This window comes from Glycocaulis sp. (genome assembly GCF_052168375.1).
GTDB lineage: Bacteria > Pseudomonadota > Alphaproteobacteria > Caulobacterales > Maricaulaceae > Glycocaulis.
In genome coordinates, this window is sequence record NZ_JBQLZR010000089.1 from 1 (window position 1) to 24,308 (window position 24,308).

The following is a 24,308-nucleotide window of genomic DNA, read 5'->3' on the forward strand; positions in this document are numbered from 1 at the left end:
GCCTTTTTCAGGTGCTTGGCTTTAAGCGGATCTTTCAGGCGGGCACGCCGCAGGAGTTCGGGCGCGAAGTTCGGGATACCGGCCACGCGCCATTTGCCGCTTTCTGACAGCGTGTCACCCACACGCAGCGCGCCATGGTTCGGCACGCCGATCACGTCACCGGCATAGGCCTCGTCGGCGAGTTCCCGGTCCTGCGCAAAGAACATGATCGGGCTGGAGACGGTCAGCAGCTTGCCGCTATCGGTCTTCAGCTTCATGCCACGCTTGAACGTGCCGGAACACAGCCGCATGAACGCCACCCGGTCGCGGTGATTGGGGTCCATATTGGCCTGCACCTTGAACACGAACCCGGCCACTTCCTTGCCATCGGGCTGCAGTTCGGGCACCGGCCCGCCGGTCGCGGGCTGGGCTTCCGGCCCCGGCGCTACCTGCTTGAGCGCTTCGAGCAGTTCGTACACGCCGAACTGGCGCAGGGCCGATCCGAAATAGACCGGCGTCATATGCCCTTCGCGATAGCTCTGCGGATTGAAGGCGGGGCAGACCTCACGGGCCAACTCCGCACCCTCGCGCAGTTCGGCGAGCTCGGCCTCTGACAGGACCGAAGCAATCTCGTTGCCGGACAGGGAGACGCGGCGGCTCTGCACCGGATCGGCATCATCAGCAGACGGGCGGCGATAGACGACGAACTCGTCGCGTTCCAGATCAGCCACACCCTTGAACCGGTTGCCTGACCCTGCCGGCCATTGCATTGGCGCAGCGTCGAGCGCCAGCTTGTCCTGGATGTCGTCCAGCAGCTCGGACGGGTCCAGCGCCTCGCGGTCCATCTTGTTGATGAAGGTAAGGATCGGGATGTCGCGCAGGCGGCATACCTCGACCAGCTTGAGTGTGCGCGGCTCCACGCCCTTTGCGGCGTCCAGCACCATGATCGCGCTGTCGGCGGCGGTCAGCGTGCGATAGGTGTCCTCGGAGAAGTCTTCGTGACCCGGCGTATCAAGCAGGTTGAAGAGCAGGCCGCCATATTCATAGGTCATCACCGAGGCGGAGACCGAAATCCCGCGCTCGCGCTCGATCTTCATCCAGTCCGACTGGGTGCGCCGGTTCTCGCCGCGCGCCTTGACCTGACCAGCCAGCCGGATCGCGCCGGCGGAGAGCAAGATGTTCTCCGTCAGCGTCGTCTTGCCGGCGTCGGGGTGTGAGATGATCGCGAACGTGCGGCGGCGCGCCCATTCGGGCAAGGCGCTTGAAGGGGAGGTCATGGCCGGTCCTGGCTGTCGAAGACAATGTCGACGCCGGACCTAGCAATCAGGCCTCAGGCGCGCAAGCGCTGGGGGGCGTGCAGCCACACCGCATCATTGGCCGTGCGCGCTGTGAGCAGGTCAACCTCCTGCAGGCCCTTGAGCTGGGTGAGCACCATCAGGCCGACTGAAGCCACGCGCACCTGCACATCCTCTGGCCCGCGCGCCGCATTGGGACGGATCGCCAGTAGCGCATTGGCCTCGTCACTCTTCCAGCCGATCAGCGCAGCAAGGAAGCGCGCCTTGTCGGGCGCATGACGGGCCAGCAAAGGCTCGTCGAACACCGCTTCGCGCACCAGCTTGACCGCCTTGCCAAGGGTCAGCGCGCGCAGCTGGGCCTCCGACATCGGACTGCCGGCGGACAGAGCCGCGCGCTCAGGATCGCCAAGACTGAAAACAACATCGTTGAACAGGAAAAGCACCGGAAGACCCCACTTTGATGCAGCCTTGCCGCGTCTGCCGGAGGCCCCTTCCTTGACGAGGTGCTGTTCCGGCCGGGCAGGCTGCGTGTTCACCCTGAATGGCGCCAGTCTGGCGGGGCCGCGTTAAAACTGCGTCACCGCCTCGTTGAGAGAATGGCAGTGTTACCCGGCAGTTAACCCTGATTCAGCGTCCTAGCGCTCAACCGGCTCGATCAGGAAATGGCGCCCCTGCCGGTCGATGATCTCAACCGCCCAGATGTCCGGATCGTCCTCGCGGCGGCGCGCGATATAGCTGTCGGCGCGTGCCTCCTCGACCGGTGCGCCAAGCGGCCTCGACCACAGACGCTCGCCCTCCATGTCGCGCACCGGCACATAGAGATGAGCCAGCCTGTCGCCATCGATCACCTTCACCAGGACTGCGCCAGCATCGCTATCGCCCTTGTGCAGGACAAAAAAGGACGCGCCCTCGCGTTCCGCGCGCCAGCGCAGGGCATCAACCCAGATCCATGTGTTGAGCTCAGGCATGATTCTTCCTTGCTGGCAGGCCAATTGCTTAATAATGTGTAAATCGAGGGGAGCGTTTCATGACGATACAGGCACGACACATCAGTGTCTTGTGCAAGGTTGCCGCCCTGGCAGCCCTGCTTGTGGCCAGTCCTGCTGTAATGGCAGCCATTCCCGATGACACAAGCGCCTCGTCCTTCAGCGATGAAACATCTCCCGAGCGCATAGCGCGATCTGAAGAGCGGACGCTTGCCAGCCTGCGCAGTGATGACGCCGCCTTCCACCGCCTTGATGCCGATACACGCGAGCTGCGCATTCCCTTCACGCTGGCGCCGGGCGCCGTGCCGGAAGGGGTGGAGCTGGTCCTGTCCGCGCAGCCCGTCTCGGGCCAGTCGGGCGGGCGGCTGGAAGCCTTCCTGACCGGTTCTCGCACAATCTCCCTCTCGCCCCTGCCGGAAAGTTTCGAGGCGCGTTTCTCGCTCTATTCGGAAAGCCTGTCGGAAGGTGAAAACCTTCTGGTCGTGCGCTTCCATGCCGGGATGGCCGATGGATGGCGCATTGATCTGCGCTCCAGCCGGCTGCGCGTAACAGCCCTGCCCGCTGCGGGCCATGAAACGCTGCAATCGCTGGAGACGGCCCTCGCCGCCCAGTTCGCCGCGCCGCGCCGTGTCTTCATCGACGCGGCCGGTTCCGGGCGCGAACGTCTCGCGGTCGAGGCGCTGGTGGCCCAGGGCATTGCCCTGCGCATGGGGCAGGCCCCCGTGCTGGTGGAACGCCCGCAGGCAGCAGAGCTTGTCGTGCGCGCCGCCATTGACCCGCTTTCGCCGACGGCCTCCATCGCGCTGACCGACCCCTACACCATTCACCTCGCCGGATCAGACACCACGATCGTTGCCGCAGCGGCTCGCCTGTTCGCGGCGCGCAGCTTTGCGTCGAGCGAAACCCGGATGACGCCGGCAACCGCGCTGTCCGCGCCTGCCCTGACGCACGCGTCTGCGCGGCGCGTCGAGGGGCGTGAGCATTTGCAGGCCCTTGCGTCTTCCGGTGCGCCTTTTGCGCGTGAGAATGGTGGCCGGGCCGCCGTCGTGCTTGCAGGCGAGAGCACAGCAGACCGGCTGGGTGCCCTCACCTTGCTGTCGCGCGCGGCGCTGGTTTCAGGCTCATCCTGGCTCTTTGCCTGGTATGGCGATGACGCAGGCCTTGCCCCGGCCGATCATGATCTTTTCCTGCTGGGGCCGATCACGGCCATCAATCCCGATCTTGTACGGGCGGCGCCTGCCGAAGTGCGCGCCGCAGCACAAGCCGCCGACCGGCGCGTACCGCGCACCCGCCGACCCTACGGGTCGACCGCGTTTGCCGATGAGGGCAGCGCTGTTGCGGGCGCCGTGACCGGTGTTGCCGCGCTTTACCGTGAACCCGGCGGGCGCACCGTCGCGCTGGTGACTGCGCCAGAAGGCGCGGATTTCTCGCGTGCGGCGCGCCGGCTTGCCCATTCTGATCTCTGGCAGGAAATGCAGGGCCGGGCTGTCCTGTGGGACGCCGGTTCTGTGACCGCGTTTGGCCCGACCGCCAGCGCAGGCGAACCCCTGTCCGACCAGCTGATCTCGCTCTTCCGCGAGCATGACAGGCTGTTTGCCCTGATCGCGTTTGCCCTGTCCGTGCTGCTGCTGTTTGCGGGCAATGCTGTAAACCGGAGATCAACCCGCGCCGAGTAGTATCGGCCGGATGATCCTTCTGACCGCCCTTTCCGCCCTTTCCCTCTCGCAAGCCGCAGAGGATGTGCGCACCGGCCCTGCCGCGCGTTTGGGCCGGCTTGTGGAGGTCGCGACGATCGACACGGCCTGTGGCCTGCTGGCACCTGGCGAACGGGCCATTCTGGAACGCGAGATCGCCACCGCCCGCCATCTGGCCGAGCAGGACGGCATGTCCGCAGCGGTCTACTCTGCCGGCACGGCGCGCATCCAGCGGCGCTGGACAACGCCTGACTGTACCAGCAGCGAGACCGTTTTTCCGGTCAGCCGCTACCGGCAGGCGCTCAATGGCTGGCTGATGGGCGGGGAGCGTGTCTTTGACGGACCTAGCCGGAGCTGGACAGCAGGTCCGCCGGCGATCGAAGGCGAAGCCCCCTGGATACTCGCGCAGGACGCGGTCCATGGCGATCTTTCGGCCCGCTTTGGCTCCGTCATTATCGGAACCGAGCCTGTAGTCCTGCTTTCGCTTCGCTCCGGCCAGCGCCCGGTCAGCGCGGTCATCGTGCTGCGCGATGTGAACCTGGCACCGACACCGATAGACTTCACCTATGGCGGACGCCGCCAGCCGCCCGGCGGTGAACCGCTTGCGGCGCTTGGCGCGCTCAGCAATGGCCAGCAACGCATCTGGACGAGCGGGCGCCTGCGCGATGGCGGACAGTTCGCGCCGGAAGGCGAAGGTGAGACGGCGAGCTTCATCTTTCCGGATGAAACCCTCGAACGCATTGCCGCGCTGGACGCCGCCGAAGCGGCGCGTGTTGATCTGTTCGATGAGACGGGGGGCCGCATCGGCCGGGTCTGGATCGAGGCAGGGGGCCTGCGTCAGGCCCATGATTACGCGCTGGCGGCCAACACACCGCGCGAGCCGGAAACCCGTCCCTGATCAGCTGGCAGCGGCCTGCTGCGCGATGGCCTGACCGGCCTCCTGTGCACGGCGTATCTGCGCATGGACAGCCGGAATCTCCGGCGTTTCCTCGTCTGCCTCCACCTTGCCAGACGTCATGACCGGCAGGCGGATGGTTGCGGTCGTGCCCTCGCCCTGACGGCTCTTCAGGCTGAGTGCGCCGCCATGCAGGCCTGCGAGCGCCTGTACCAGCGCCAGCCCCAGACCGGAGCCGCGCTCCTCGCTCTGACGGGCGGTGGAGGCTTGCGCGTAGGCCTGGCCCAGCCGGTTCAGCTCCGCATCAGACATGCCAGGCCCGCTATCGCCGACCGCAATGACCAGATCCGGTCCGCTCGCGCGCAGCATCACGACGACCGCGCCGCCATGGGGCGTGAACTTGATGGCGTTCGACAGAAGGTTCAGCACGATCTGGCGCAGCGCCTTGCGATCGGCATGCACGGGCAGAGCCGCGGTGCCAGCATCGCAGCTCAGCCGGATATTCCGGTCCTCGGCCCGAAGGCGCATCATGCGCACACAGGTCTCGTCCACCTCACCGCCATCGAAGGTCTCGCGCACCAGCTCGTAGCGGTCCGCCTCGATACGCGACATGTCCAGCACATCGCCGATCAGATCGAGCAGGTGGACACCGCTCTCATGAATGAGGTCGGCATATTCGGCGTAGCGCGCCGGCATGGGGCCGAACAGGCGCTGCTTCATCAGGTCGGAGAAGCCGATAATGGCGTTGAGCGGCGTGCGCAATTCATGGCTGATTGCGGCTAGGAATTCGGACTTGGCCTGACTGTTGGCAATGGCTTCGTCGCGTTCGCGGCGCAGCCGGTCGACCAGCGCACTTTCGAGTTCCGGTGCAGACAGGACCACAACGAAACCGTCGCCGGCCTTGTGCGCATGGGCTTCCAGCGTGACCGGCCGGCCGCCGGCACCGCGCATGGTCGTCACGATGGAGCCGCGCGCGTGGCGCAATTGCTGGTCTAGAAGATCGTGACCCTCATCCTCATAGGCGAGGCTGGCGACAGGCAGGCCGGCAATCTCGCGCGGCAGGCCGGGCATCATCTTGCGCAAGGCTGCTGACACGGCCTGCATCCGCCCTTCACCGTCACAGACAATGAGCGCAGACGGCGCATGGTGGAAACCTTCTGCCGGTGCCGCCAGCGCGGCATTGGCGGTTTCAAGCCGGGCAAGACGCGGCAGGACCGACCCAAGCGAAAGCAGTGCGCACGCTGCGACAAAGCCCGCAATCCCGAGCGCCATCGGCACGCTGGCAATACCGGCCGCGACGGGGCCTGTTCCTGCAATTGCGAGAATGATGAGGGCCGCAGCGTTGACGGTCAGGCTGACCAGCGCGGCGATGAACTGGCGCGAGGCGGCAAGGGCCGCCGGGCCGGCCAGAAAGGCGAGAACGGCCAGCCCCGGCTCGGACACAAGGGCAAGGCCGGGAATGACCCAGGCGATGACCGTCATCGCGCGGGCGCCATCGCCCCAGACGGCGCTGCGTCCGGCCCGCCAGCCGACAAGGCCTGGCAGGCCTGCGGCAGCGAGAAGGCCAGCTCCGGCGAGGCTCGCGCCCGAAATGAAGGCGGTGATTGCAGCAGCTACCCAGCCCGCAGCCCAGAGCGCATGCATCCAGCGCGCGCCGGAGCGCTCGAACCAGTTGCCAGGCCGTGCCGCAAGGGTGGTCATACCGTTCCTGATTCCGACTCAGTTAACCTGTGTATGACTGCAAGCTCTGCCTGTGGCGTTAACAATTATTGAATCGGGGTTAAGCGCTGCTGGACGCCTTGGACAACAGACAATTTCACGTCACACTGCGCCCATCACATCCGCTTGGAGCGCTTCGGCCATGATCTCATCTTTGCTGGTCGGCCTGACACTGGCTGCCCTGTCTGCAGGTACACAGGAAGTTCCGGCTGCAGAGCCCGGCGCAGACGCTGCTCAGCCTGTGCTGGCGCTCGAAGCCCAGACGCCCGAACCCTCCGTTCTTGAGCGCCGGGCGGACACCTATGCCGCCTTCCACTCCGAAGTGAACGAGGCCGGGCGGCGCGAACTGACTTCTGTACTGGCGCTCGACGAGACGATGGATTCGCTCGCCGCCTATTATACCGACAGCCGTCTGGTCGACGCCCAGATTGCCTATGCGGCACTGGTTGCCTCCCAGCATCCCGAATTCATCGATTCCGTACGCGCGATTGCCGATTATTACGGACCCGGCGTGACGGCCGCGAGCCTGATGAATGATCCGGTCTTCGTGACCGGCTTCATGGGCGCGGACGCAGCCTCTGACAATGTGGTCGGCGCGCTCAGCACCGATAACCAGCAGATTGACGATGTCGCCGGGCGGTATCGCGAGGCCGCCTATGACCTGCAAGGGCAGGCCTGGGCCCGCGCGCGCGCCACGGACCGGCGCATCCGCCTGGAGCAAATCGAGAGCGGTTCGGTCCGCCTGCAATCGCCCTTCCGCATGCCGGAAGGCGGCAATGGCCGGCGACTTGGCGCCGCCTCTGACCTCTTCGCCGCGCCTGCGACAACGCCGAGGCCCGCAGCACCCTCGCCGGAATTGTCGCTGACCGTCGGCGAAGCGCAGTTGCAGCCCGATGAACGCCGGGTGGGCCGCATCCTTGCGGTGGCAGCCTTGCAATCGATCGAGTCCGGCGACATGCGCGCCATGGACGTCCTGCTGGCCGATCCGGGCGTGGAGCGCTGCATCGTCACCGCCAGGCTGAACCTTGCCCAGTGCGTCGCTGCGGGTCACTTCAAGTATGAGGACGCGTTCTGCATCGCCGAGCACGCGCTGGAAGAGGTGGCAGATTGCCTGACCGCCTCCAGAGCTCCGGTATCGGAATAGCTTTCGGCATTAACGATCTGAAAACCAAGCTTAAGCAGCGTTAATCGGCCATTTACCCCACGCCCGGCTTTCGCTGGAAATTGCAGGCCGGCCTGCCTAGCCTTCATCGTGCGGGACAGAACTTCCCGCGAAGCGGAAGGCTGAGGCGAAGCCGATGATGTTCCTATTGCGCGCTGCATTCTGGATTGCGGTCGTTGCGGCATTTGTGCCGCCCGGCTTCACGGCGGCTGGCGGCCTGTTTGCGAGCGACATGGAGCGTCTGCTGTCCGAACCGGCAGCACGCGCCGCGGCCAGCCTGCAGCAGAACCAGAGCCAGCCCGCTCCCGTTGCCGCACGCCAGCATGAGACCGGCATCTGCGCCGAATATGGCGAGCTTTGCGAAATCTGGACCCATGTGACCGGGTTTGGCGGCTATGTCGGCAGCGTCGCCCTGTCACAGGCCGACGCCATGATCGAGGCCTCGCGTGAAACCGAAGGCGCCAAAGCTGCCGCACAGACCCGCTAGCGGCCAGACAATCAGGGCAGAGACGCGTCTTGCCCTTTGGGGCTGCTGCGCCTAGGTCAGCGCCATGGAGCGCGACGCAGACATTCAATCCCTCATCGACGAGTTCGACTTCCTGGGCGACTGGGAGGAGCGCTATCGCTACCTCATCGACATGGGCCGCCAGCTTGAACCCTTGAGCGAGGCCGAGCATAGCGACACCCACAAGGTGCAGGGCTGTGTCAGCCAGGTCTGGCTGGTCCTCGATACCGACCCGAACGGACGCCTTGTGCTGCGCGGCGATTCCGATGCCCACATCGTCAAGGGGCTCGTGGCGCTGGTGATCCGCCTCTATGGCGGGCGTACGCCGCAAGAGGTTTCCGCCATCGATGCGCGCGAAGTGCTGGGCGAAATCGGACTGGGGGAGCATCTCTCGCCGCAGCGCTCCAACGGGCTCGCGTCCATGGTGGCCCGCATCCGCAATTTCGCTGCAGCGCAAGGCTGACGACCTTAGGCGTAAGGATCAGCGCGCACCCCTGCCCGCTTCAAACCGTAATGTATGGCGAGGCGCTCCAGAGCGAGTTGCAGCGCTGTCTGCCCGGCCTTGTCCGGCCAGTCGAGATCGCGCACGGCACGCTCCATGCCGGTCTCCCGGATCAGCATGTTCACCAGCAATCGGTCGAGGCCCGGCCCCGCCGCCGCCAGCGCGTCCATCACCCGGTTGCGCGCATCGAGGGCGCGTATGGGTGCATCTGTGGCATCGACAGGCGTTCTGGATGCACTTCGCGGCATACCCGACCAGTGGGAAGTGACCCGCGAGCGCATGGCCGATGCATCGTAGTCGGCGCGCAAGCGCTCACCGGCTGTCACATGAACCCGCTCCAGCAAGGCCGGCCGTCCTTCGCGAGCCACCGCATAGCGAGCCAGTGGAGAGGCATCGATATTGGCCCTCGCCAGCGCGATGCGGCCATCGGCCTGCATGACCGCCCTGTCGGCAAGGGTGCGGTGCTGGCTGGCGAACCCGCCCTCACCATCAGATTCATGACGGATGGTCTCTTCGCGCTTCAGGCGCGCATGGCCTGCATCGGTGAGTTCCCAGCCGCCTTGCCCGGCCGTTTCGACGAGGCCGCCAGAGATTGCCGCCTGCAACTCGGCAGGCGTCAAAAGCGCGAGCGGCCTGCGGCGCCTGTCCGTACCCGAATACACCCCATAGCCGCGTCCACCCGGCAGAGGCGCAATCCGGCGGCCCTTGCGGGCAAGCCGGATCATCCAGGACGGCGCGCTCACAGGCGGCACTCGGACGCGGCGCCAACCATGCCCAGTGATGCAAGCCGTTTCAGCCGCGCCGGATCGGGCATGGAGCGCAGTGAGGTCTCCAGATCATCCAGGCTGCTGTCAAAGGCGGCATCATCGCGCAGATCCTCGATCTTGGCACAGGCGTGAGCGACCGTGCTGCGGTCCCGGCCAAAAGCCTGGGCCACGCGTGCCAGCGACATCTCGAAGGCGACATGCGCCAGATACATCGCCATCTGCCGGGCCAGCGCGGCCTGCGCCGTGCCGCGTGTCAGCGCATTCACAGCCTCTACCGGCACGCCTGTGCTGAAGGCGACCGCCTGACGGGCAAGCTGGGCGCGGGCGCGGTCATGCTCCGCGCGAGCCTGTTTCATATCCATGTCCTCAACTCCTGATCGGTGCGTATCGGAGGTCATCCTAGACGCGCACGCCAGAAGCGAGGATAATTTTCCTACATTGATTGCAAAAGCCCCTCCTGCTTCACGTTTTCAGAAAGGGATAAATCATATCAAGCGCCTTGCTAGCGCTTGAAATCAACCATTGATTGAATCGTGAAGCATGGACAACCCGCGAGCTTTCTCGCGAAACACAGGCGGATACCGGTGCGGGATAGAGGCCCGCCGTCAGGCGACGGGGCGCGTCAGCGACCAGTTCCAGTAGCGCAGCACGGTCTGGGCCCGGTCGACCGAGAGCGTATCGAACACATAGCGCGCCTGCTCTATGGCGGCCTCGGCCCGGCCTGCCAGCTCCAGCATCATCATAAGATGATTGCGCGACAGGCCCGTCGCCTTGGCGAGCACGGCGAGCGGTTCACCGCCAAAATCGCCCAGCATCCGGTCGAGAAGTGAGCGCTGGATATTGGCGAGCGTCGCCATTTCATCGCTGATGGCCGGGGTAATCCCGTTCCGGCGGGCTTCCTCCACGGCGCCTTCCAGCGACCCGTATGCGGATCGTTCGGCGGCGGCGCGATTGCGCTGGCGGCGCTCAATATAGCTCAACGCCCTGCCGATGAGTTCATCGCGCGGCGTCTCGCTGGCGGCCAGCGGAAACACATCGTCAGCCGCATCCTGCAGGATCGCCCGGCTGACGCCGAAGCGTTCCAGCAGCAGCCGCCGCTCCTCATGGCCGCAATCCCAGAACAGCGCGAGGGCCTGTGCCGGGCGCAGCTCGCTGTGTTTGATGATGCCACGGGCGAGCCCCGGTTCGCCGGCTGCCATCTGCAATAGGCGGTCAAGCGTCTGGCTGGCGAGGCGCGCACCGGGATTGGCCAGAAGCGCGGACACTTCGGTCATGTCGCCGGCCGAAACCAGCGCAGCCGAGACCACTTCACTGACATGGCTGCGCCGGGCAATGGCCTGCCGGTGGCGGCTTTCGCCCTTGGAGGCAATTTCCATCAGGTCGAAATCGGTCAGGGATTTTGCGGTCTGAAGGATCGGCTCTGCCACCTCGAAGGCATCAAGGGCCAGACGGCGCAACAGGCCCGGAGGTGCCTCTGCCTGTTCGGCCAGGCGGCGGGCAATGCGCCCGCGCAGGTCAGGCGCGGCATGACGCATGATTTCTTCGAGTACGTCGGCAACGATCCAGCGTTCTTGCGGGCTGAGCTGGCTGGATGGCAGGCAGACAATATCGGCCAGGCGCCGGGTCAGGCGCGAACGGGCCGACACAGCCGGTGCCGGAACGGGATCAGGGCGGTCCATGACAGCGGGACTCCAACGCACTATCTGACTTTCACGTGCACTGCAGCTTGTCGCGCGCCGATTAAGGAAACGTGGCGAAGCTGGCATAATTGGCCTAAGGGGTTTCAAGACCTGCTGGAAAACGGGACGGCGCCAGACCGAAATGCCTGATACCGACAACACGCTCCCGGTGCCTGCCCGCCGCAGTTTCCGTCCCGATCCGTTCTGGGCCTACATGGCTGTGGTGAGCGCGTGGTTTGCGAGCTTCGGCCTGCAAACGACACTGTTTCCGGGCGTCATCAATTTCACGCTTGCAGAAACGCCGGCCCGGCTCGGAATTGCTCAGGCGGCCCTGACCGCGCCCATGCTCTTCCTTCTGCCGCTGACCGGCGTGCTGGCCGAGCGCGCTGACCGGCGCACGCTTCTGCTGACCTTCCACCTCATCGCCGGACTCTCGGCCGGTGTTCTCTCCGCCCTGCTCTTTGCCGGACTCCTCAGCTACGAGGCGCTGGTGGTCTACGCGCTGGTAGTCGGCAGCGCCGGAGCCTTCGTGATGCCAGCGCGCGATTCCGCCATCAATGGCGTGACCCGCGTGACCCAGCGCCTTGGCCGCCCGCTCAGCCTGCAACGCGCGATCGTCTTTGCCTCACTGGTCCAGTTCGGCGCCCAGATCACCGGCATGGGCGCGGGATTCCTCGCGAGCTATTTCGGGCCCGCCCCGCTGTTTGCCATCCAGGCCGTGGTGCTGGCGGCGGGCGGGCTGATCGCCCTGTCCATGCCGCGCCTGCCGCGCCCGCGCGAGCATAGCGAGCCGGTGATCACTGCGCTCCTGACGGGCATGCGCACCGTCCTGGAATCGCAGGTCATCTGGCCAATGACCCTGATCATGATTGCGGTCGGCGCACTGGTTGTTGGCGGCGGCTTCTTCGTCATCATCCCGGTTCTGGTGCGCGATATCTATGGCGCAGGCTATGACGTGCTGGCCGGCATGATGGTGACGTTCTGGCTGGGCGCCTTCTTCTCCAACATCATCCTTGCCCGCCTTCCGCTGATCGAGCGTCCGGGCCGCACGCTGATGGTTGTGCAGACGATGGCCGCGCTGGCGCTGGCCTGCATCGCGCTGCCTTTGACTCTGATCCAGCTCTTTGCCGTCATTTTTGTGTGGGGGCTGGCAGGCGGCGTTGCGATGTCGCTATCGCGCGCACTGGTTCAGGAAAACGCACCGCGCAAACAGATCGCGCGTGTGATGAGCGTCTACCAGCTCGGCCTTTTTGGCGGCATGCCGGCCGGAGCAGTTGCCATGGGCTATGTCGTCCAGTGGCTGGGACCGCGCGATGCCGCCCTGATCCCGGCAGCGGGAATTCTGGGCGTCCTCATTGTCATCGTGCTGACCACACCCATCTTGTCTGTGAGACGCGCCGATCCATCCTGATCCGCTGCGCCGCCATCCGGCCCCGACGAGGACAGTCATGCCCCGCCTATCCGACGACGAAATCCGCACGCTTCGCGCCCGGCTGACACCGGAACAGGAACGCATCGCCTTTCATGAAGGCACCGAGCCGCCGGGCTGTTCGCTGCTGAACGCGGAAAAGCGTGACGGCACCTATCACTGCGTGGTGTGCGGCGAGGCGCTGTTTTCCTCGGCCGCCAAGTATGAGTCCCGATCCGGCTGGCCCAGCTTCTTTGCGCCCGTCAGCGCCGATGCTGTCGGCACCAAGACCGACTTCAAGCTGATCATGCCGCGCACCGAATTTCACTGTGCCAATTGCGGCGCCCATGGCGGCCACGTCTTCAATGACGGCCCGCCGCCGACCGGCCAGCGCTGGTGTGCAAATGGCGAAGTGCTGGACTTCCGTCCGGCGGGCAATGACGGCTAGAGTGTTACGCACACTCCAACTGCCGGGGTGAGCTGTTCATTTTCCGGAGCCAATTTCCATGTCCGAATTTCGCTTTCGCGCCGGCCTGATGGCTGGCGTGGCAGGTCTCGCCCTTCTGGGCCTTTCCGCCTGCGAACCCGCCTCCTCTCCTGACACCACCAATACCGCGAGCCAGTCCGACATGAATGAAGCTGCTCCGCAGTCCGATCTCATCGCCCGCGCGCTTGAAATCAGCGCGCCGGAGGTGGAAGCACGCCCTGTCACCATCGAACAGCTCGGACGCACCCGCGTCGACAATTATGGCTGGCTGCGCGATGAGAACTGGCAGCAGGTCATGCGCGACCCGTCCGTGCTGAACCCGGAAATCCGCACCTTCCTTGATGCTGAAAACGCCTATTACGAGGAGGTGATGAGCCCCCTCTCCGGCCTGCAGGAGACGATCTATCAGGAGATGCGCGGCCGTATCCGCGAGGATGACAGCTCGGTGCCGAGCCGCGATGGCGAATGGTTCTACTATTCGCGCTATCGCGAAGGCGGCCAGTATCCGATCCTCGCGCGCCGCCCCGCAGACGAAAACGGCGAGATTTCCGGCGAGGAGCAGATCATCCTTGATGGCGACGCCGAGGCCGAAGGCACCGAATACTTCTCGCTGGGCGCGTTCGAGCACAGCCCCGACCAGCGCTATGTCGCCTGGGCGGTGGATACCAATGGCTCGGAATACTACGAGATCCGGATCCGCGATCTGGAAACGGGCGAAGACATCGCCACCCTGACCGACGAAGGCTATGGCTCGCTGGAATGGGCCAATGACTCGCGCACCATCTACTGGGTGTGGCGCGACGAGAACGCCCGGCCCAAGCGCGTTTACCGTCAGGCCATCGACTCCACCGAGCGCGAGCTGGTCTACGAGGAAACCGATGATGGCTACTTCATCGGCGTCGGGCGTACCGACGGCGATAGCTGGATCATCGTCTCCACCGGTGATCACACGACCAGCGAAGTGCGCCTCTATGACGCCAACGACCCGGCCGCCGAGGCCGTGCTGGTGTCCGAACGCGAGGAGGGCGTCGAATACTCCCTCACCGAGACCGGCAATGGCATGTATATCCGTACCAACCAGGATGGCGCGGTGGACTTCCAGATCATGCGTGCGCCGGTGGATGATCCGCGCCGCGAGAACTGGGAGCCCTTCATCGAGCATCGCTCGGGCACCTATGTGAACGGGCTGATGGGCTTTGAGAACTGGCTGGTGCGCTCCGAGCGCTCCAACGCCCTGCCCCGTATCATCGTGCGCAATGTCGAGAGCGGTGAAGAGTTCGACATCGCGTTCGAGGAAGAAGCCTACTCGCTGGGAATGAGCGGCGGCTATGAGTTTGCCACCGACGACATGCGCTTCACCTATGAAAGCCCGTCGACGCCGCGTCAGACCTGGGACTTCAACATGGCCACGCGTGAGCGGACCCTGCGCAAGGAGCAGGAAATCCCCTCTGGCCACAACCCGGACGACTATTCCGTGCGGCGTATCAACATCACCGCGCGCGATGGCACCGCCGTTCCGGTCACCATCCTGCACCGGGTCGAGACGCCGATTGACGGTTCAGCCCCGCTCCTGCTCTACGGCTATGGCTCCTACGGGATTTCCATTCCGGCAAGCTTCTCCATCGGCAATCTGTCGCTGGTTGACCGCGGCATGGTCTATGCGATCGCCCACATCCGGGGCGGCACCGATAACGGCTATCAATGGTATCTGGACGGCAAGCTCGACCAGAAGCTCAACACGTTCAACGACTTCGTTGATGCGGGCCGGGCGCTTGCCGAGGCCGGCTATACCAGCGAAGGCAATATCGTGGCCTTTGGCGGTTCAGCCGGCGGCCTTCTGGTTGGCGCAGCAATGAACCAGGCTCCGGAACTCTTCTCCGGCGTGATTGGCGCAGTGCCGTTCGTGGACGTGATCAACACGATCTCGGACCCCACCCTGCCGCTGACCCCGCCGGAATGGAATGAATGGGGCAATCCCATCACTGACGAGGCGGCCTATGACTACATGCTGTCCTACAGCCCGTACGATCAGGTGAGCGCTCAGGACTACCCCCACCTTCTGGCGACGGCCGGTCTGACCGACCCGCGCGTCACCTACTGGGAACCGGCCAAATGGGTGGCCCGCGTGCGCGAGATGCGCACCGATAACGGCCTCACCCTCCTGCGCACCAATATGGGCGCAGGGCATGGCGGCGCGTCGGGACGCTTCGACTCCCTTCGCGAACGGGCCCAGGACTGGGCTTTCGCCCTGATGGTGTCCGGCCTTGCCGATGCAGAAGCCGACACCGGCGAAGCCGGCGAGGAAGTCGCCGAATAGGCCGCAGCGCCAAAGTCAGAACTGCAAGAGGCCGGGCAGTCATGCTGCCCGGCCTTTTCATGTCCGGACTGCACACCGGGTCGGCTGCCGGCCAGTCCTGCCTGTTTGCCTGTTTGCCTGTTTGCCTTACCTGTGCGGCCTTCCTTACGGCCCTGCGCTGCTCCCGGCGGTTGCGGTGCGACCACTTTCTCAGCGCGGCAGGAGGGCGCTGGAACGGGCGCCAAGCTAGAGCGCCGTGGCAGCTCTGAAGCGCCCTCAGGCGCAATAAAAAAGGCCCCGGCGTGTTGCCGGGGCCTTTTCCATTTCAGTCAGGTACTGTTGACCTAGCCAGCAGCGGCAGCTTCCTGCGCGTTGCGCTCGAGCTGGGCCCGGCGCTCGGCAGCCTGCTCGTCGGTCATGCCGACTTCGCGGAACTGCTCGCCATACTGGTTGAAGTAGGCCTGGCAGCGTTCAGGCACTTCGATACGCACGCGGCCATCTTCATCAGCCTCACCGATAACCGTCGCAATGCGGCGTTCGGCCTCGACCGTCAGGCGGCACTCATCGATCTGCACCTGCTCACGCTGGCGGGCGCGGCGGGCCACACCTTCGATCTGGCCGTTGACGAACTGGATCCAGCCATTGGCCTGGCTGCGCGAGGAGGCAAAACGCGCACCTTCACGGAAGGCCGCCAGAGCGCCCTGACGATCATCCATGTTGAAGCGGGCAGTTCCCAGAAGCACCCAGGCTTCACCCGGCTGGCGGAGACCGCCACGGTTCAGCGCCGTCTGGAAAGCCTGCGCTGCCGGTTCCCACTGGTTCAGCTGGTAGTGAGCCTCGGCGAGCACCAGAGCGGTCTGGCCGTCTGCGCGCATTTCGGAAAGCTGGCGCAGGACCGGAAGGGCCCGCTCGAACTCGGCAGCCTGACGCCACATGTTCGCCAGCAATTCGACATTGCGCACATTGCGTTCGATACGGCCGGCATTCATCTCACGCTCCAGAATGATCGCCCCGCGATAGGGGTTGTCATAGAAGCTGTAATACTGGGCCAGACGCAGCAGCTCCTCGCCCTCGGTGAAGAGGCCGTTGAGATACATGAGCTTGTTGGCTTCGAAGGCCTGCTCTTCCTGCTCGGTACGTGCCAGCAGGCTGACAAGGTTTTGCCAGGCCGTGCGTTCCTGCGGGAAGCGGTTCACCATCTCGCGAACAACCCGCAGCTCGTCAGCCGGGCGGTTCAGCTGCTGGTAGTAGACCAGCATGATCGGGTATTCGTTCAGGCTCTTGTCCGGTGCCTCGCGATACCATTGCTCGGCATAGCGCAGGCCGTCATTGAAGCGCTCGCCCTGTGCGTAGGCGATAGCCAGCAGCTTGGCGATACCGGTATTGACCGTAGCACCGGCCGCGATGGCCGCTTCCAGTTCGCGGATGCCTTCATTGATCTGGTCAACACTGATCAGGATCTGGCCGAGATTGATCCGCATGTCGCGGGTCTCTTCGGCATTCAGACCGCCCGTGCTGATCGCCGAACGGAAGTCCGAGATCGTCTGGTTGACGTTGTCGACCTGATAGTAGAGGCGGCCACGCTGGGCATACATCACGCTGGCTTCGTACGCGCTGGGGTTCATCCCCAGGCCGCGCGTGAAGGTCGCGATGGCGCCCTGGATGTTGTCGGCATCGATCTGCTCCTGCGCCTGCAGGACCAGGGTGCCGATCTGGGTGGAGAAGGTCCGGTTTTCGTTATTCTGCTCGCGTTCTTCCTCGCGGTCGCGGCGCTGCGCTTCGGCAGCGGCGCCAACAGCGGTCAGACCGATGCAGCCGGACACCAGGACGGCCGCGATGACACGCCCAATCCCGGTCATGCTCTGGCTCTGGCGGTTCATGTCTTCACTCCTGTAGCACGCCATGCAGGTGGCGTACGGGCAGTTGCCTGCCCGCTATTGATCGAGGTTGTAGTCGAACTGCGTCTGCACGCCGCGGCGCCATTGCGGCGTACCGTCCTGAACGCGCGGCTCATAGCGCCAGCGTTCGACGGCGCGGATGCTTTCACGCTCGAATACAGAGTTGGAGCAGCTCAGGATGCGCACGTTCGTCGGGTTGCCATCCGGCGTCACGTCGAACTCTACCGAGCACCGGCCCTCGAGACCGCGTTCAGCGGCACGGGGCGGGTATTGCGGCGGAATACGCACCAGCGGCTGGGCGTCCCGGTCGGAGACGTTGAAGCTGATATCGCCACCCGTCAGCGAGGGACGGTCAAACTCCGGCAGGCCGCCCACGATGGTCGACAGGCTTTCGGTCGGCTGGTCAGCCCGGGCCCGCTCGATGGCCGGCGGGGGCGGCGGAGGCGTCACATCCTCCACCTGGTCGATATTGGCATCGCGAACGCGGGCCTGGATTTCCTCCGGGGCTTCCGAGATCGAGATACGCAGTTCCTCGCCCGCGTCGTCCAGCGGAACGCCATCCTCGAAGATGAGGATCTGCATCAGCGTGAACAGCAGGAAGGTGATGATCGCCGCGAGCGGCATGCTCACGAGGAGACGGACAATACTGGCCATCGGTCTGTTCCTTCCTTATCTACCGCGGACGCGTCGAGATGGTGACGGGAACTTCCATTTCCTGGAGAAGTTCCTGCACATCCAGAACCGTACCTACCGGGGCATCTGCATCGCCCTGGATCATGGCTTCTGCGCGGGGATTTTCCTGCAGAAGCTGCTCCAGCACGTTACGAAGCTGGTTCATCTGGTAGACCTGACGGTTCACCCAGACCTCATCATCGGCCGTGACGGCGACGAGGATGGTCGGGCGTACCCGCTCTTCGGTCGTGGTGAGAGGCCGTTCGACCTCCACACCCGGCTCTTTCACGAATACGGCCGTAACGATGAAGAAGATCAGGAGGATGAACACGACGTCGAGCATCGGCGTCATGTTCAGCTCGGTATCTTCGTCCTCGGTCGCAACCCGGCTTTGTCGGCGCGCCATATTACATACTCCTCGCTACGACTGACCGCCGGAACGGTCGCGGTTGATCGACACCGGAATGCCGTTCGCCATCATCTCGTCCCAGATCTGCACCGTGATCCCGTGGTGAGCTTCGTCATCCGGCTGGATCAGCACCGCGGAGTTGGGCTGTTCAGCCCGGATCCGCGAAACCGCTGCCATCACCCGGTCTGCCGTCGTCTGCTCGAGGTTCACGAACACGCGTTGCTGGTCGGTCACCTGAACCAGAATGACAGGGTTGGAATCCTGCGGCGGCGTTTCAGACGGGGGCGGCGGGCGCATGTCGATGCCCTCTTCCTGGAGGAAGGTCGCCGTCACAATGAAGAAGATCAGAAGGATGAACACGATATCCAGCATCGGAGTCATGTCGATGTTGGCGCTATCGTTCTCCTTGGCTCTACGTCTACGCATGGGCTACCCCACTTCCAGTTCGTCGGCCAGTTCGTTCACGCGGCGCTTGGCCAGGCGTTCGATCTGGCTGGAGAAGATTAGTCCCGAAAGCGCGGACACCATGCCAGCCATGGTGGGGATGGTTGCCCGGGCAACGCCGGCAGACATGGCGCGGGCGTCCGAAGAACCGGAAATCGCCATCACGTCAAACACTGCCACCATGCCGGTCACCGTGCCCAGCAGACCAAAGAGCGGAGCAAGAGCCACGAGGGTCTTGATGAGCTCCACATTCTGGTCCGCCTTCAGCTTGACCTCGGAAATGAGCTGGTCGCGGATGGCGTGGGCGTTCCAGGAGGAGTGGTCGCTGCGTGCGCCCCACTCCCGGATCGCCCGGCCAGCCACTCCCTTGTGGGCCAGCCCGAAATAGGCCAGCCGCTCAAGGATGAATGCCCACATCACGAAGGTCAGAGCCATGATCCAGGTCAGGATCGGGCCACCGCGCTCCAGGAATTCCTGCAGGCCGGAAAAGGCACCTTGGAAATCCATGATTGCCGGTCCTTCTAGCCAGCACGCTCTTCAGCGTGACGTGCGATGATGCCAGCGGCCTGCTCTTCAAGCGTCTGCTGGGCTCCGCGGGCGAAGCTGGCAGCGAACGAGTGGATGAAGAGCAGCGGAATGGCGGCGATAAGACCCATAACCGTGGTCACGAGGGCCTCGGAGATACCGCCCGCCATGATGCGGGGGTCGCCGGTGCCGAACAGCGTGATCTGCGTAAAGGTGCGGATCATACCCGTAACCGTACCCAGAAGGCCCAGCAGCGGCGCGACGGCGGCGGCGAGCTTCAGGAAGTTCAGGCCGAACTCGAGTTTCGGGGTCTCGCGCAGGATGGCTTCATCCAGCTTGAGCTCGATCGTCTCGATCGGACGGGTCTTCACTTCTTCATAGGCAAGCATGATGCGGCCCAGCGGGTTGCCTTTGGACGCCGTGGAGCGGCGCTTCTGGCCGTTGATCGCCGAGTTCGTGGTGAACAGGGAGAACAGACGGAACAGACCGAAGGCAGCCGAGAAGATCAGCAGGCCGAGAATGATCTGGGCGACGATGCCACCCTGGTTGAAGCGCTCAACCGTGTTGGGAACGTCCTTGTAGATGTTCAGCAGCTGGCCACGCGACGGGTCGATCGGACCCGAAACGATTTCACCTTCAGAGGCGTTGGCCAGCGAGTTGGCGGCGTCCAGCAGACGGGCCGGGGGCTGACGCTCAAGCGGCACGAGGCGGAAGCCGGCGGCCGCATTGGTCTCTTCGGCGCGCCACAGAACGTAGCGGGTGCCACCGTCGGTGATGAAGGCGTTGAACACGCCAACGCGGGTCACCGGAACCGGCTGGCCCTCATTCACGCCCGAAACGCGGGCGTTGAAGGTCACGACATCGCCCTGAAGCTCCATTTCGGAGATCATGGCTTGCCAGATGCGGTCCAACTCGGCGCGCTCCGGCAGCGTGCGGCTCTGGGCGAGCTCGCGGAGCGGCTGGTGACGGCCCGGCGCTTCGGCCGAAGCGATGGAGGCTTCGATCGTGGAAGCAAATTCGCCGGCTTTCTGGCGGGCGGCACCGAACAGCTCACCAAACTGGCCCTGCTCGCGGCGAAGCTCGGCGTCGAGCTCCTGGATCTGGACCTGGTTGGCGTCGAACTGCGCCTGGTTGGCCGTACCGGTCGCCTCGAGGGCGTTCAGCTGACCGCGCGCCTGGGCCACGAGAGCCGCCTGACGATCACGGTTGGCACGGAACTCCTGCAGGCGGCGCTGGTTTTCAGCCGCTGCGTCGCGCGCGTCGGCACGGACACGGTCGAGAAGTTGGGAAATGGACGTCACCGGCTGGCGCTGGCCTTCCTGGGCGATCGCGGTGCCGGCAAGCAGGCTGGCGCTAAGCGAGGCAGCCGCGGCAATCTTGAAAAGCGTTTTCATCGCTTTGTTTCTCCGTCTCTACAGCGCTTAGCGGGTTACCGGGCCCGGGAGGGGCAGGACAAACACATCAGGCGTGGTCACTTCCTGCGCGATACGAAGAGCGCGCTGGATGTTGTTGGCATGGGAACCGGAAAGCTCGCGCCATTCCGGAGCGTTCTGCGTCATGATTTCCATGTCGCCGTTCTGGAAGATGCGGACCATTGCGACGCGGCCGAACTGGAGCACGGTCACTTCGTTCGGAACGCCGTCCACGGTGACTTCCTCGCCGTAGGTGCGCAGGCTGCGCCCGTAGGCCGCCTCGATCTCGTAGGCGTTCAGGATGACGCGGTATTTCTCGGCCGGCGGCACGGCGGCATCACCAAGGAGCTGCTCGATATTGTCGAGACGGGCCTGGCGAACGTCCGACTGGAAGGGCAGGTCGTTGGAGATGAACTCTTCCAGGGCGACATACATTTCCAGCAGCATCGGCGTGAGATCGCGCTCGATCGTGCTGACGCGCTCAAGCTGGAACTGCAGGGCCTCAAGCTCGTTGGCCTGCGAGCGCAGGAAGACTTCCTGCTGCTCGACGAAGACGCGCTGGTCTTCGATCTGCTGGGTCAGGGCGAGATACTCGCGCTCCAGATCGCCTGCGCGATCCGCAACGTCGTTGATCTCCTGCTGCGCCCGCGCGCCCTCCTGGGTGGACTGGCGAGCCACCTGAAGCGCTTGATCAAGCTGGGCATGGGCAGCGCCCGCGACCAGCATGGAACCCAATCCGACGGCAAGTGCCGTACGGAGACGTGATTTCAGTTGTGACATGTCTCGCCTCACAGAAGCCGGCCAGCAATCAGGAATGTTGCTCGCCCGGATACCCTCGAAAAAACCTTGTCAGGAAGAAACCTTCAACCTGACACCCCAAAAAACACACGGCACCAGACGTGCCAGAGCCCGTCAGGGCCTGCGAATCGTCCGCAGGGAATAATCAGATGGATCAATTATCCCCTTTCAAACGCGACGTTTCCCGCCGTCTATTGAATGAGCAGGTGCAAAAGCACTCCACTCCATGGCATCGACGCTAGCGCTCAAACCGCTACCGATCAACTGCTCAGGCGCTGCAAAAGCTGTGCCGCTCGCAGTTAACGCTTCCTAGCCCGAAACCGTTTCGAAAATGCGACAGAAAATTCCCTCGCCGCAACGCAACACCGTTTTCAGAGCCAGCGCAAGAGCCATAGTGCCAAAGGAATGCGGCAGGCTCGTGTCAGCCGCAGCTGCGCACTGCGGCGCTGCAAGATGTCCTGATTGTACAGAGGAAAAGTGGCTGGGGTGCCAGGATTCGAACCTGGGAATGGCGGTACCAAAAACCGCTGCCTTACCGCTTGGCCACACCCCAGCAGAACGCCCGGGGGCGCTTGCGGAGGGGCTAGATAGCCTGCACCGCAAACAGATGCAACGGCCTCCTGCAACTGGCTGACACAATCTTCTGCACAAAAGCCCGCGCAGCGCGATTGCCATGCCCTTAGAGACTGGATATACAGCCCGCCTCGGTTCGGAGTATAGCTCAGCCTGGTAGAGCACCGTCTTCGGGAGGCGGGGGTCGCAAGTTCGAATCTTGCTACTCCGACCATCATTTCCCGCCCCTGCCCTGTTCCTCGCCATTGTGCCGTTTTTGCCTCGGTCAGCGCCGGGCAGTCAGGCCGTGGTATCGACCCGCATCGCTGCGCCCTATATCGTCCTCGCGATAGCAGGCCCGTCTCAGGGCTTCAGGCGAGATGACCGGGAGTGCATACATGCGCCAGTTCTGGATTACGTTTTTCGGCTCGGTTGCGGGCGTCATTGTCGGGGCGGTGCTGACCGTCCTGCTGCTCGGCTTCATGCTGGCCGCGCTCATCGCCTCTGCCGCGCAGCAGGCAAGTGAAGGGCGCAGCGCCTCCGCTGCCACCGGCGACATCGTGCTCCAGCTCGACCTGCGCCGCACCCGGCTGGACCAGCCCAGCCGCTCGCCCTTCGCCTTCGCCGAACCGCTCTCTGTTGTCGACCTGGTGACGACGCTGCAACGCGCTCAAGGCGATGAGCGGGTGCGCGGCGTTTTCGTGCGCGCCAACGAGTTTGGCATGTCACCTGCCCAGGCCGAGGAAATCGGCGCTGCCCTCACCCGCTTCTCCGAAAGCGGCCGGTTCGTGATCGCCCACGCGCAAGGCTTTGAGGGCACAGGTATCACCAACTATTTCGCTGTCAGCGGGGCTGACGAAATCTGGATGCAGGACACGTCCACCTTTGCGGCGGTCGGCCTTGCCAGCGAGTCGCTTTTCCTTGGCGGCCTGTTCGAACAATTCGGTATGCAGGCCGAGTTCCTGCAGTTCTACGAATACAAGAATGCGGCAAACACCTACACCGAGGACGGTTTCACCGAGGCCCATCTGGAGGCGACGACCTCCTACATGAATGCGATCTTCGAATCGGCGCTGGCAGTGTCTGCTGCAGATCGCGAGATGGAGGCAGGGACCTTCCGCGACCGCATCGTCTCTGGTCCCCACAGCGCGGAAGCGGCGCGTGAAGCGGGCCTGGTCGATGCGCTGGGGCATCCGGCAGCCGCGCGCAACGCAGCGCTGGAACGTGCCGGCGAAAACGCCACCTTGCAGGACATTGAAACCTACGCCCGCAACCAGGTTGCGCCCGCCCAGACCCGCGGCCCCGTCATCGCGATGATCAGCGGTCAGGGCTCCATCGTCACCGGCGGCGGCGAGACAGGGCTCGGTGGTGGTTCCGTCATCGGCGGCGATGCCATGGCTGATGCCATCGACAGTGCGGCCGGGTCTGACGATGTACGGGCGATCATCGTGCGGGTGGATAGCGGTGGCGGTTCTGCCATTGCCTCCGACCAGATCTGGAACGCGGTTGTGCGCGCCCGCGAGGCCGGCAAGCCGGTCATCGTGTCGATGGCGTCGCTGGCCGCATCGGGCGGCTATTATCTGGCGGCCCCGGCCGACATGATCATCGCCAACGCTACGACGCTGACCGGCTCCATCGGGGTGGTCTTCGGCAAGGTGGTCATTGACGGCGCGCTGGACCAGGTGGGCGTCAATATCGAACCCGTTGCCGTTGGCGGAGAGTTTGCGACCGCCTATTCCTCCCAGACGCCTTTCAGTGAAACCCAGCGCGCTTCGGTCGAAGCGATGGCCTCTGAAATCTACGATGATTTCACCGGCCGCGTCGCTGAAGGCCGCGACCTGCCGATCACCCGCGTGCGAGAGATTGCGCGTGGCCGTGTCTGGACGGGCGCGCAGGCTCTGGAACTGGGGCTGGTGGACCGTATCGGCGGCCTGCACGAAGCTATCGAAGCGGCCCGGGAACTGGCTGGCATCAGCGCGGATGAAACGGTGCGCCTGCGCCATTATCCGCGCCAGCCCACGCCGATGGAGGCCTTGCAGCAGCTTTTCGGTCTGACGGCTGAGGGGGCTGAAGCGGCCTCGCAGCTCAGTGCGCTTCTCAACCTGCCGGAAGTGCGCGCGGCGCTGGAAGCGCGTGACCGGGCGGAAGCCCGGGGCGCCCAGATGCGCACTGACGAGCGCGCGCCGCGCTAGGCGCTTCACAACAGACGAGCAAAGCCCGCCGG

23 protein-coding genes and 2 tRNA genes are annotated in these 24,308 nt (G+C 64.5%); 10 read left to right on the plus strand and 15 right to left on the minus strand.

Annotated features, from left to right (window positions below):
* The 3 genes from ACTS2Z_RS03350 to ACTS2Z_RS03360 all read right to left on the minus strand — a co-directional run.
* On the minus strand, positions 1–1,256 hold a 1,256-nt coding region (locus ACTS2Z_RS03350; protein WP_442571816.1), incomplete at its 3' end, for a peptide chain release factor 3.
* 53 nt (positions 1,257–1,309) lie between these two features.
* A complete protein-coding gene (locus ACTS2Z_RS03355) occupies positions 1,310–1,810 on the minus strand; it encodes a hypothetical protein (protein WP_442571817.1) in 501 nt (166 codons plus the stop codon).
* A gap of 99 nt (positions 1,811–1,909) precedes the next feature.
* A complete protein-coding gene (locus ACTS2Z_RS03360) occupies positions 1,910–2,242 on the minus strand; it encodes a DUF1491 family protein (protein ID WP_442571818.1) in 333 nt (110 codons plus the stop codon).
* A gap of 59 nt (positions 2,243–2,301) precedes the next feature.
* Here ACTS2Z_RS03360 and ACTS2Z_RS03365 point away from each other — a divergent pair, with 59 nt between their 5' ends.
* Together ACTS2Z_RS03365 and ACTS2Z_RS03370 are read left to right on the plus strand one after the other, a co-directional pair.
* Positions 2,302–3,936: a hypothetical protein gene (locus ACTS2Z_RS03365; RefSeq protein ID WP_442571819.1), complete on the plus strand. Its 1,635-nt coding sequence runs from the start codon at positions 2,302–2,304 to the stop codon at positions 3,934–3,936.
* Between the two features lie 10 nt (positions 3,937–3,946).
* Complete coding sequence (locus ACTS2Z_RS03370; protein WP_442571820.1) at positions 3,947–4,852, plus strand: hypothetical protein; 906 nt, start codon at positions 3,947–3,949, stop codon at positions 4,850–4,852.
* Here the strand turns inward: ACTS2Z_RS03370 and ACTS2Z_RS03375 are convergent, their stop codons facing one another.
* The gene (locus ACTS2Z_RS03375) at positions 4,853–6,550 is read right to left on the minus strand and encodes a sensor histidine kinase (RefSeq protein WP_442571821.1); all 1,698 of its coding nucleotides are present in this window, start codon (positions 6,548–6,550) and stop codon (positions 4,853–4,855) included.
* A gap of 160 nt (positions 6,551–6,710) precedes the next feature.
* Here ACTS2Z_RS03375 and ACTS2Z_RS03380 point away from each other — a divergent pair, with 160 nt between their 5' ends.
* The 3 genes from ACTS2Z_RS03380 to ACTS2Z_RS03390 all read left to right on the plus strand — a co-directional run bounded on the left by ACTS2Z_RS03380 (position 6,711) and on the right by ACTS2Z_RS03390 (position 8,698).
* Complete coding sequence (locus ACTS2Z_RS03380; RefSeq protein ID WP_442571822.1) at positions 6,711–7,712, plus strand: hypothetical protein; 1,002 nt, start codon at positions 6,711–6,713, stop codon at positions 7,710–7,712.
* A gap of 154 nt (positions 7,713–7,866) precedes the next feature.
* Positions 7,867–8,217, plus strand: a complete 351-nt coding sequence (locus tag ACTS2Z_RS03385) for a hypothetical protein (protein ID WP_442571823.1) — start codon at positions 7,867–7,869, stop codon at positions 8,215–8,217.
* Between the two features lie 64 nt (positions 8,218–8,281).
* The gene (locus ACTS2Z_RS03390; protein WP_442571824.1) at positions 8,282–8,698 is read left to right on the plus strand and encodes a SufE family protein; all 417 of its coding nucleotides are present in this window, start codon (positions 8,282–8,284) and stop codon (positions 8,696–8,698) included.
* 5 nt (positions 8,699–8,703) lie between these two features.
* Here ACTS2Z_RS03390 and ACTS2Z_RS03395 read toward each other — a convergent pair whose 3' ends face one another.
* The 3 genes from ACTS2Z_RS03395 to ACTS2Z_RS03405 all read right to left on the minus strand — a co-directional run bounded on the left by ACTS2Z_RS03395 (position 8,704) and on the right by ACTS2Z_RS03405 (position 11,183).
* Positions 8,704–9,480 carry a DUF6456 domain-containing protein gene (locus ACTS2Z_RS03395; RefSeq protein WP_442571825.1) on the minus strand — a complete coding sequence of 259 codons (777 nt, stop codon included), beginning with the start codon at positions 9,478–9,480 and terminating at the stop codon, positions 8,704–8,706.
* Positions 9,477–9,866, minus strand: a complete 390-nt coding sequence (locus tag ACTS2Z_RS03400; RefSeq protein ID WP_442571826.1) for a helix-turn-helix domain-containing protein — start codon at positions 9,864–9,866, stop codon at positions 9,477–9,479. The genes ACTS2Z_RS03395 and ACTS2Z_RS03400 overlap by 4 nt, the downstream gene beginning before the upstream one ends.
* 243 nt (positions 9,867–10,109) lie before the next feature.
* The gene (locus tag ACTS2Z_RS03405) at positions 10,110–11,183 is read right to left on the minus strand and encodes a DUF2336 domain-containing protein (RefSeq protein ID WP_442571827.1); all 1,074 of its coding nucleotides are present in this window, start codon (positions 11,181–11,183) and stop codon (positions 10,110–10,112) included.
* Between the two features lie 142 nt (positions 11,184–11,325).
* Here ACTS2Z_RS03405 and ACTS2Z_RS03410 point away from each other — a divergent pair, with 142 nt between their 5' ends.
* Genes ACTS2Z_RS03410 through ACTS2Z_RS03420 form a run of 3 tightly spaced genes read left to right on the plus strand, consistent with a single transcriptional unit; the run spans position 11,326 to position 15,395 of the window.
* The gene (locus ACTS2Z_RS03410) at positions 11,326–12,594 is read left to right on the plus strand and encodes an MFS transporter (protein WP_442571828.1); all 1,269 of its coding nucleotides are present in this window, start codon (positions 11,326–11,328) and stop codon (positions 12,592–12,594) included.
* 37 nt (positions 12,595–12,631) lie between these two features.
* The gene (gene msrB, locus ACTS2Z_RS03415; RefSeq protein WP_442571829.1) at positions 12,632–13,039 is read left to right on the plus strand and encodes a peptide-methionine (R)-S-oxide reductase MsrB; all 408 of its coding nucleotides are present in this window, start codon (positions 12,632–12,634) and stop codon (positions 13,037–13,039) included.
* 58 nt (positions 13,040–13,097) lie between these two features.
* A complete protein-coding gene (locus tag ACTS2Z_RS03420; protein ID WP_442571830.1) occupies positions 13,098–15,395 on the plus strand; it encodes a S9 family peptidase in 2,298 nt (765 codons plus the stop codon).
* Positions 15,396–15,718: 323 nt separating this feature from the next.
* Here ACTS2Z_RS03420 and ACTS2Z_RS03425 read toward each other — a convergent pair whose 3' ends face one another.
* From ACTS2Z_RS03425 to ACTS2Z_RS03460, 8 genes are all read right to left on the minus strand, one after another.
* Positions 15,719–17,254, minus strand: a complete 1,536-nt coding sequence (locus ACTS2Z_RS03425; RefSeq protein ID WP_442571831.1) for a tetratricopeptide repeat protein — start codon at positions 17,252–17,254, stop codon at positions 15,719–15,721.
* Between the two features lie 54 nt (positions 17,255–17,308).
* Entirely contained in the window at positions 17,309–17,926 is a 618-nt protein-coding gene (locus ACTS2Z_RS03430; protein WP_442571832.1) for an energy transducer TonB, read from the minus strand.
* Between the two features lie 19 nt (positions 17,927–17,945).
* On the minus strand, positions 17,946–18,350 hold the full coding sequence (locus ACTS2Z_RS03435; RefSeq protein WP_442571833.1) for an ExbD/TolR family protein: 405 nt from the start codon (positions 18,348–18,350) through the stop codon (positions 17,946–17,948).
* Between the two features lie 15 nt (positions 18,351–18,365).
* Complete coding sequence (locus tag ACTS2Z_RS03440) at positions 18,366–18,779, minus strand: ExbD/TolR family protein (protein WP_442571834.1); 414 nt, start codon at positions 18,777–18,779, stop codon at positions 18,366–18,368.
* A gap of 3 nt (positions 18,780–18,782) precedes the next feature.
* Positions 18,783–19,304, minus strand: a complete 522-nt coding sequence (locus tag ACTS2Z_RS03445) for a MotA/TolQ/ExbB proton channel family protein (RefSeq protein ID WP_442571835.1) — start codon at positions 19,302–19,304, stop codon at positions 18,783–18,785.
* A gap of 14 nt (positions 19,305–19,318) precedes the next feature.
* On the minus strand, positions 19,319–20,716 hold the full coding sequence (locus ACTS2Z_RS03450; protein WP_442571836.1) for a MotA/TolQ/ExbB proton channel family protein: 1,398 nt from the start codon (positions 20,714–20,716) through the stop codon (positions 19,319–19,321).
* Positions 20,717–20,743: 27 nt separating this feature from the next.
* Positions 20,744–21,460, minus strand: a complete 717-nt coding sequence (locus ACTS2Z_RS03455; RefSeq protein WP_442571837.1) for a DUF3450 domain-containing protein — start codon at positions 21,458–21,460, stop codon at positions 20,744–20,746.
* Positions 21,461–22,010: 550 nt separating this feature from the next.
* Positions 22,011–22,085: transfer RNA gene (locus ACTS2Z_RS03460), tRNA-Gln, on the minus strand.
* A 157-nt stretch (positions 22,086–22,242) separates the two neighbouring features.
* Here ACTS2Z_RS03460 and ACTS2Z_RS03465 point away from each other — a divergent pair.
* Both ACTS2Z_RS03465 and sppA read left to right on the plus strand, forming a co-directional pair.
* A tRNA-Pro gene (locus ACTS2Z_RS03465) sits at positions 22,243–22,319 on the plus strand.
* Between the two features lie 163 nt (positions 22,320–22,482).
* Entirely contained in the window at positions 22,483–24,276 is a 1,794-nt protein-coding gene (gene sppA, locus ACTS2Z_RS03470) for a signal peptide peptidase SppA (RefSeq protein ID WP_442571838.1), read from the plus strand.
* Positions 24,277–24,308: the final 32 nt, after the last annotated feature.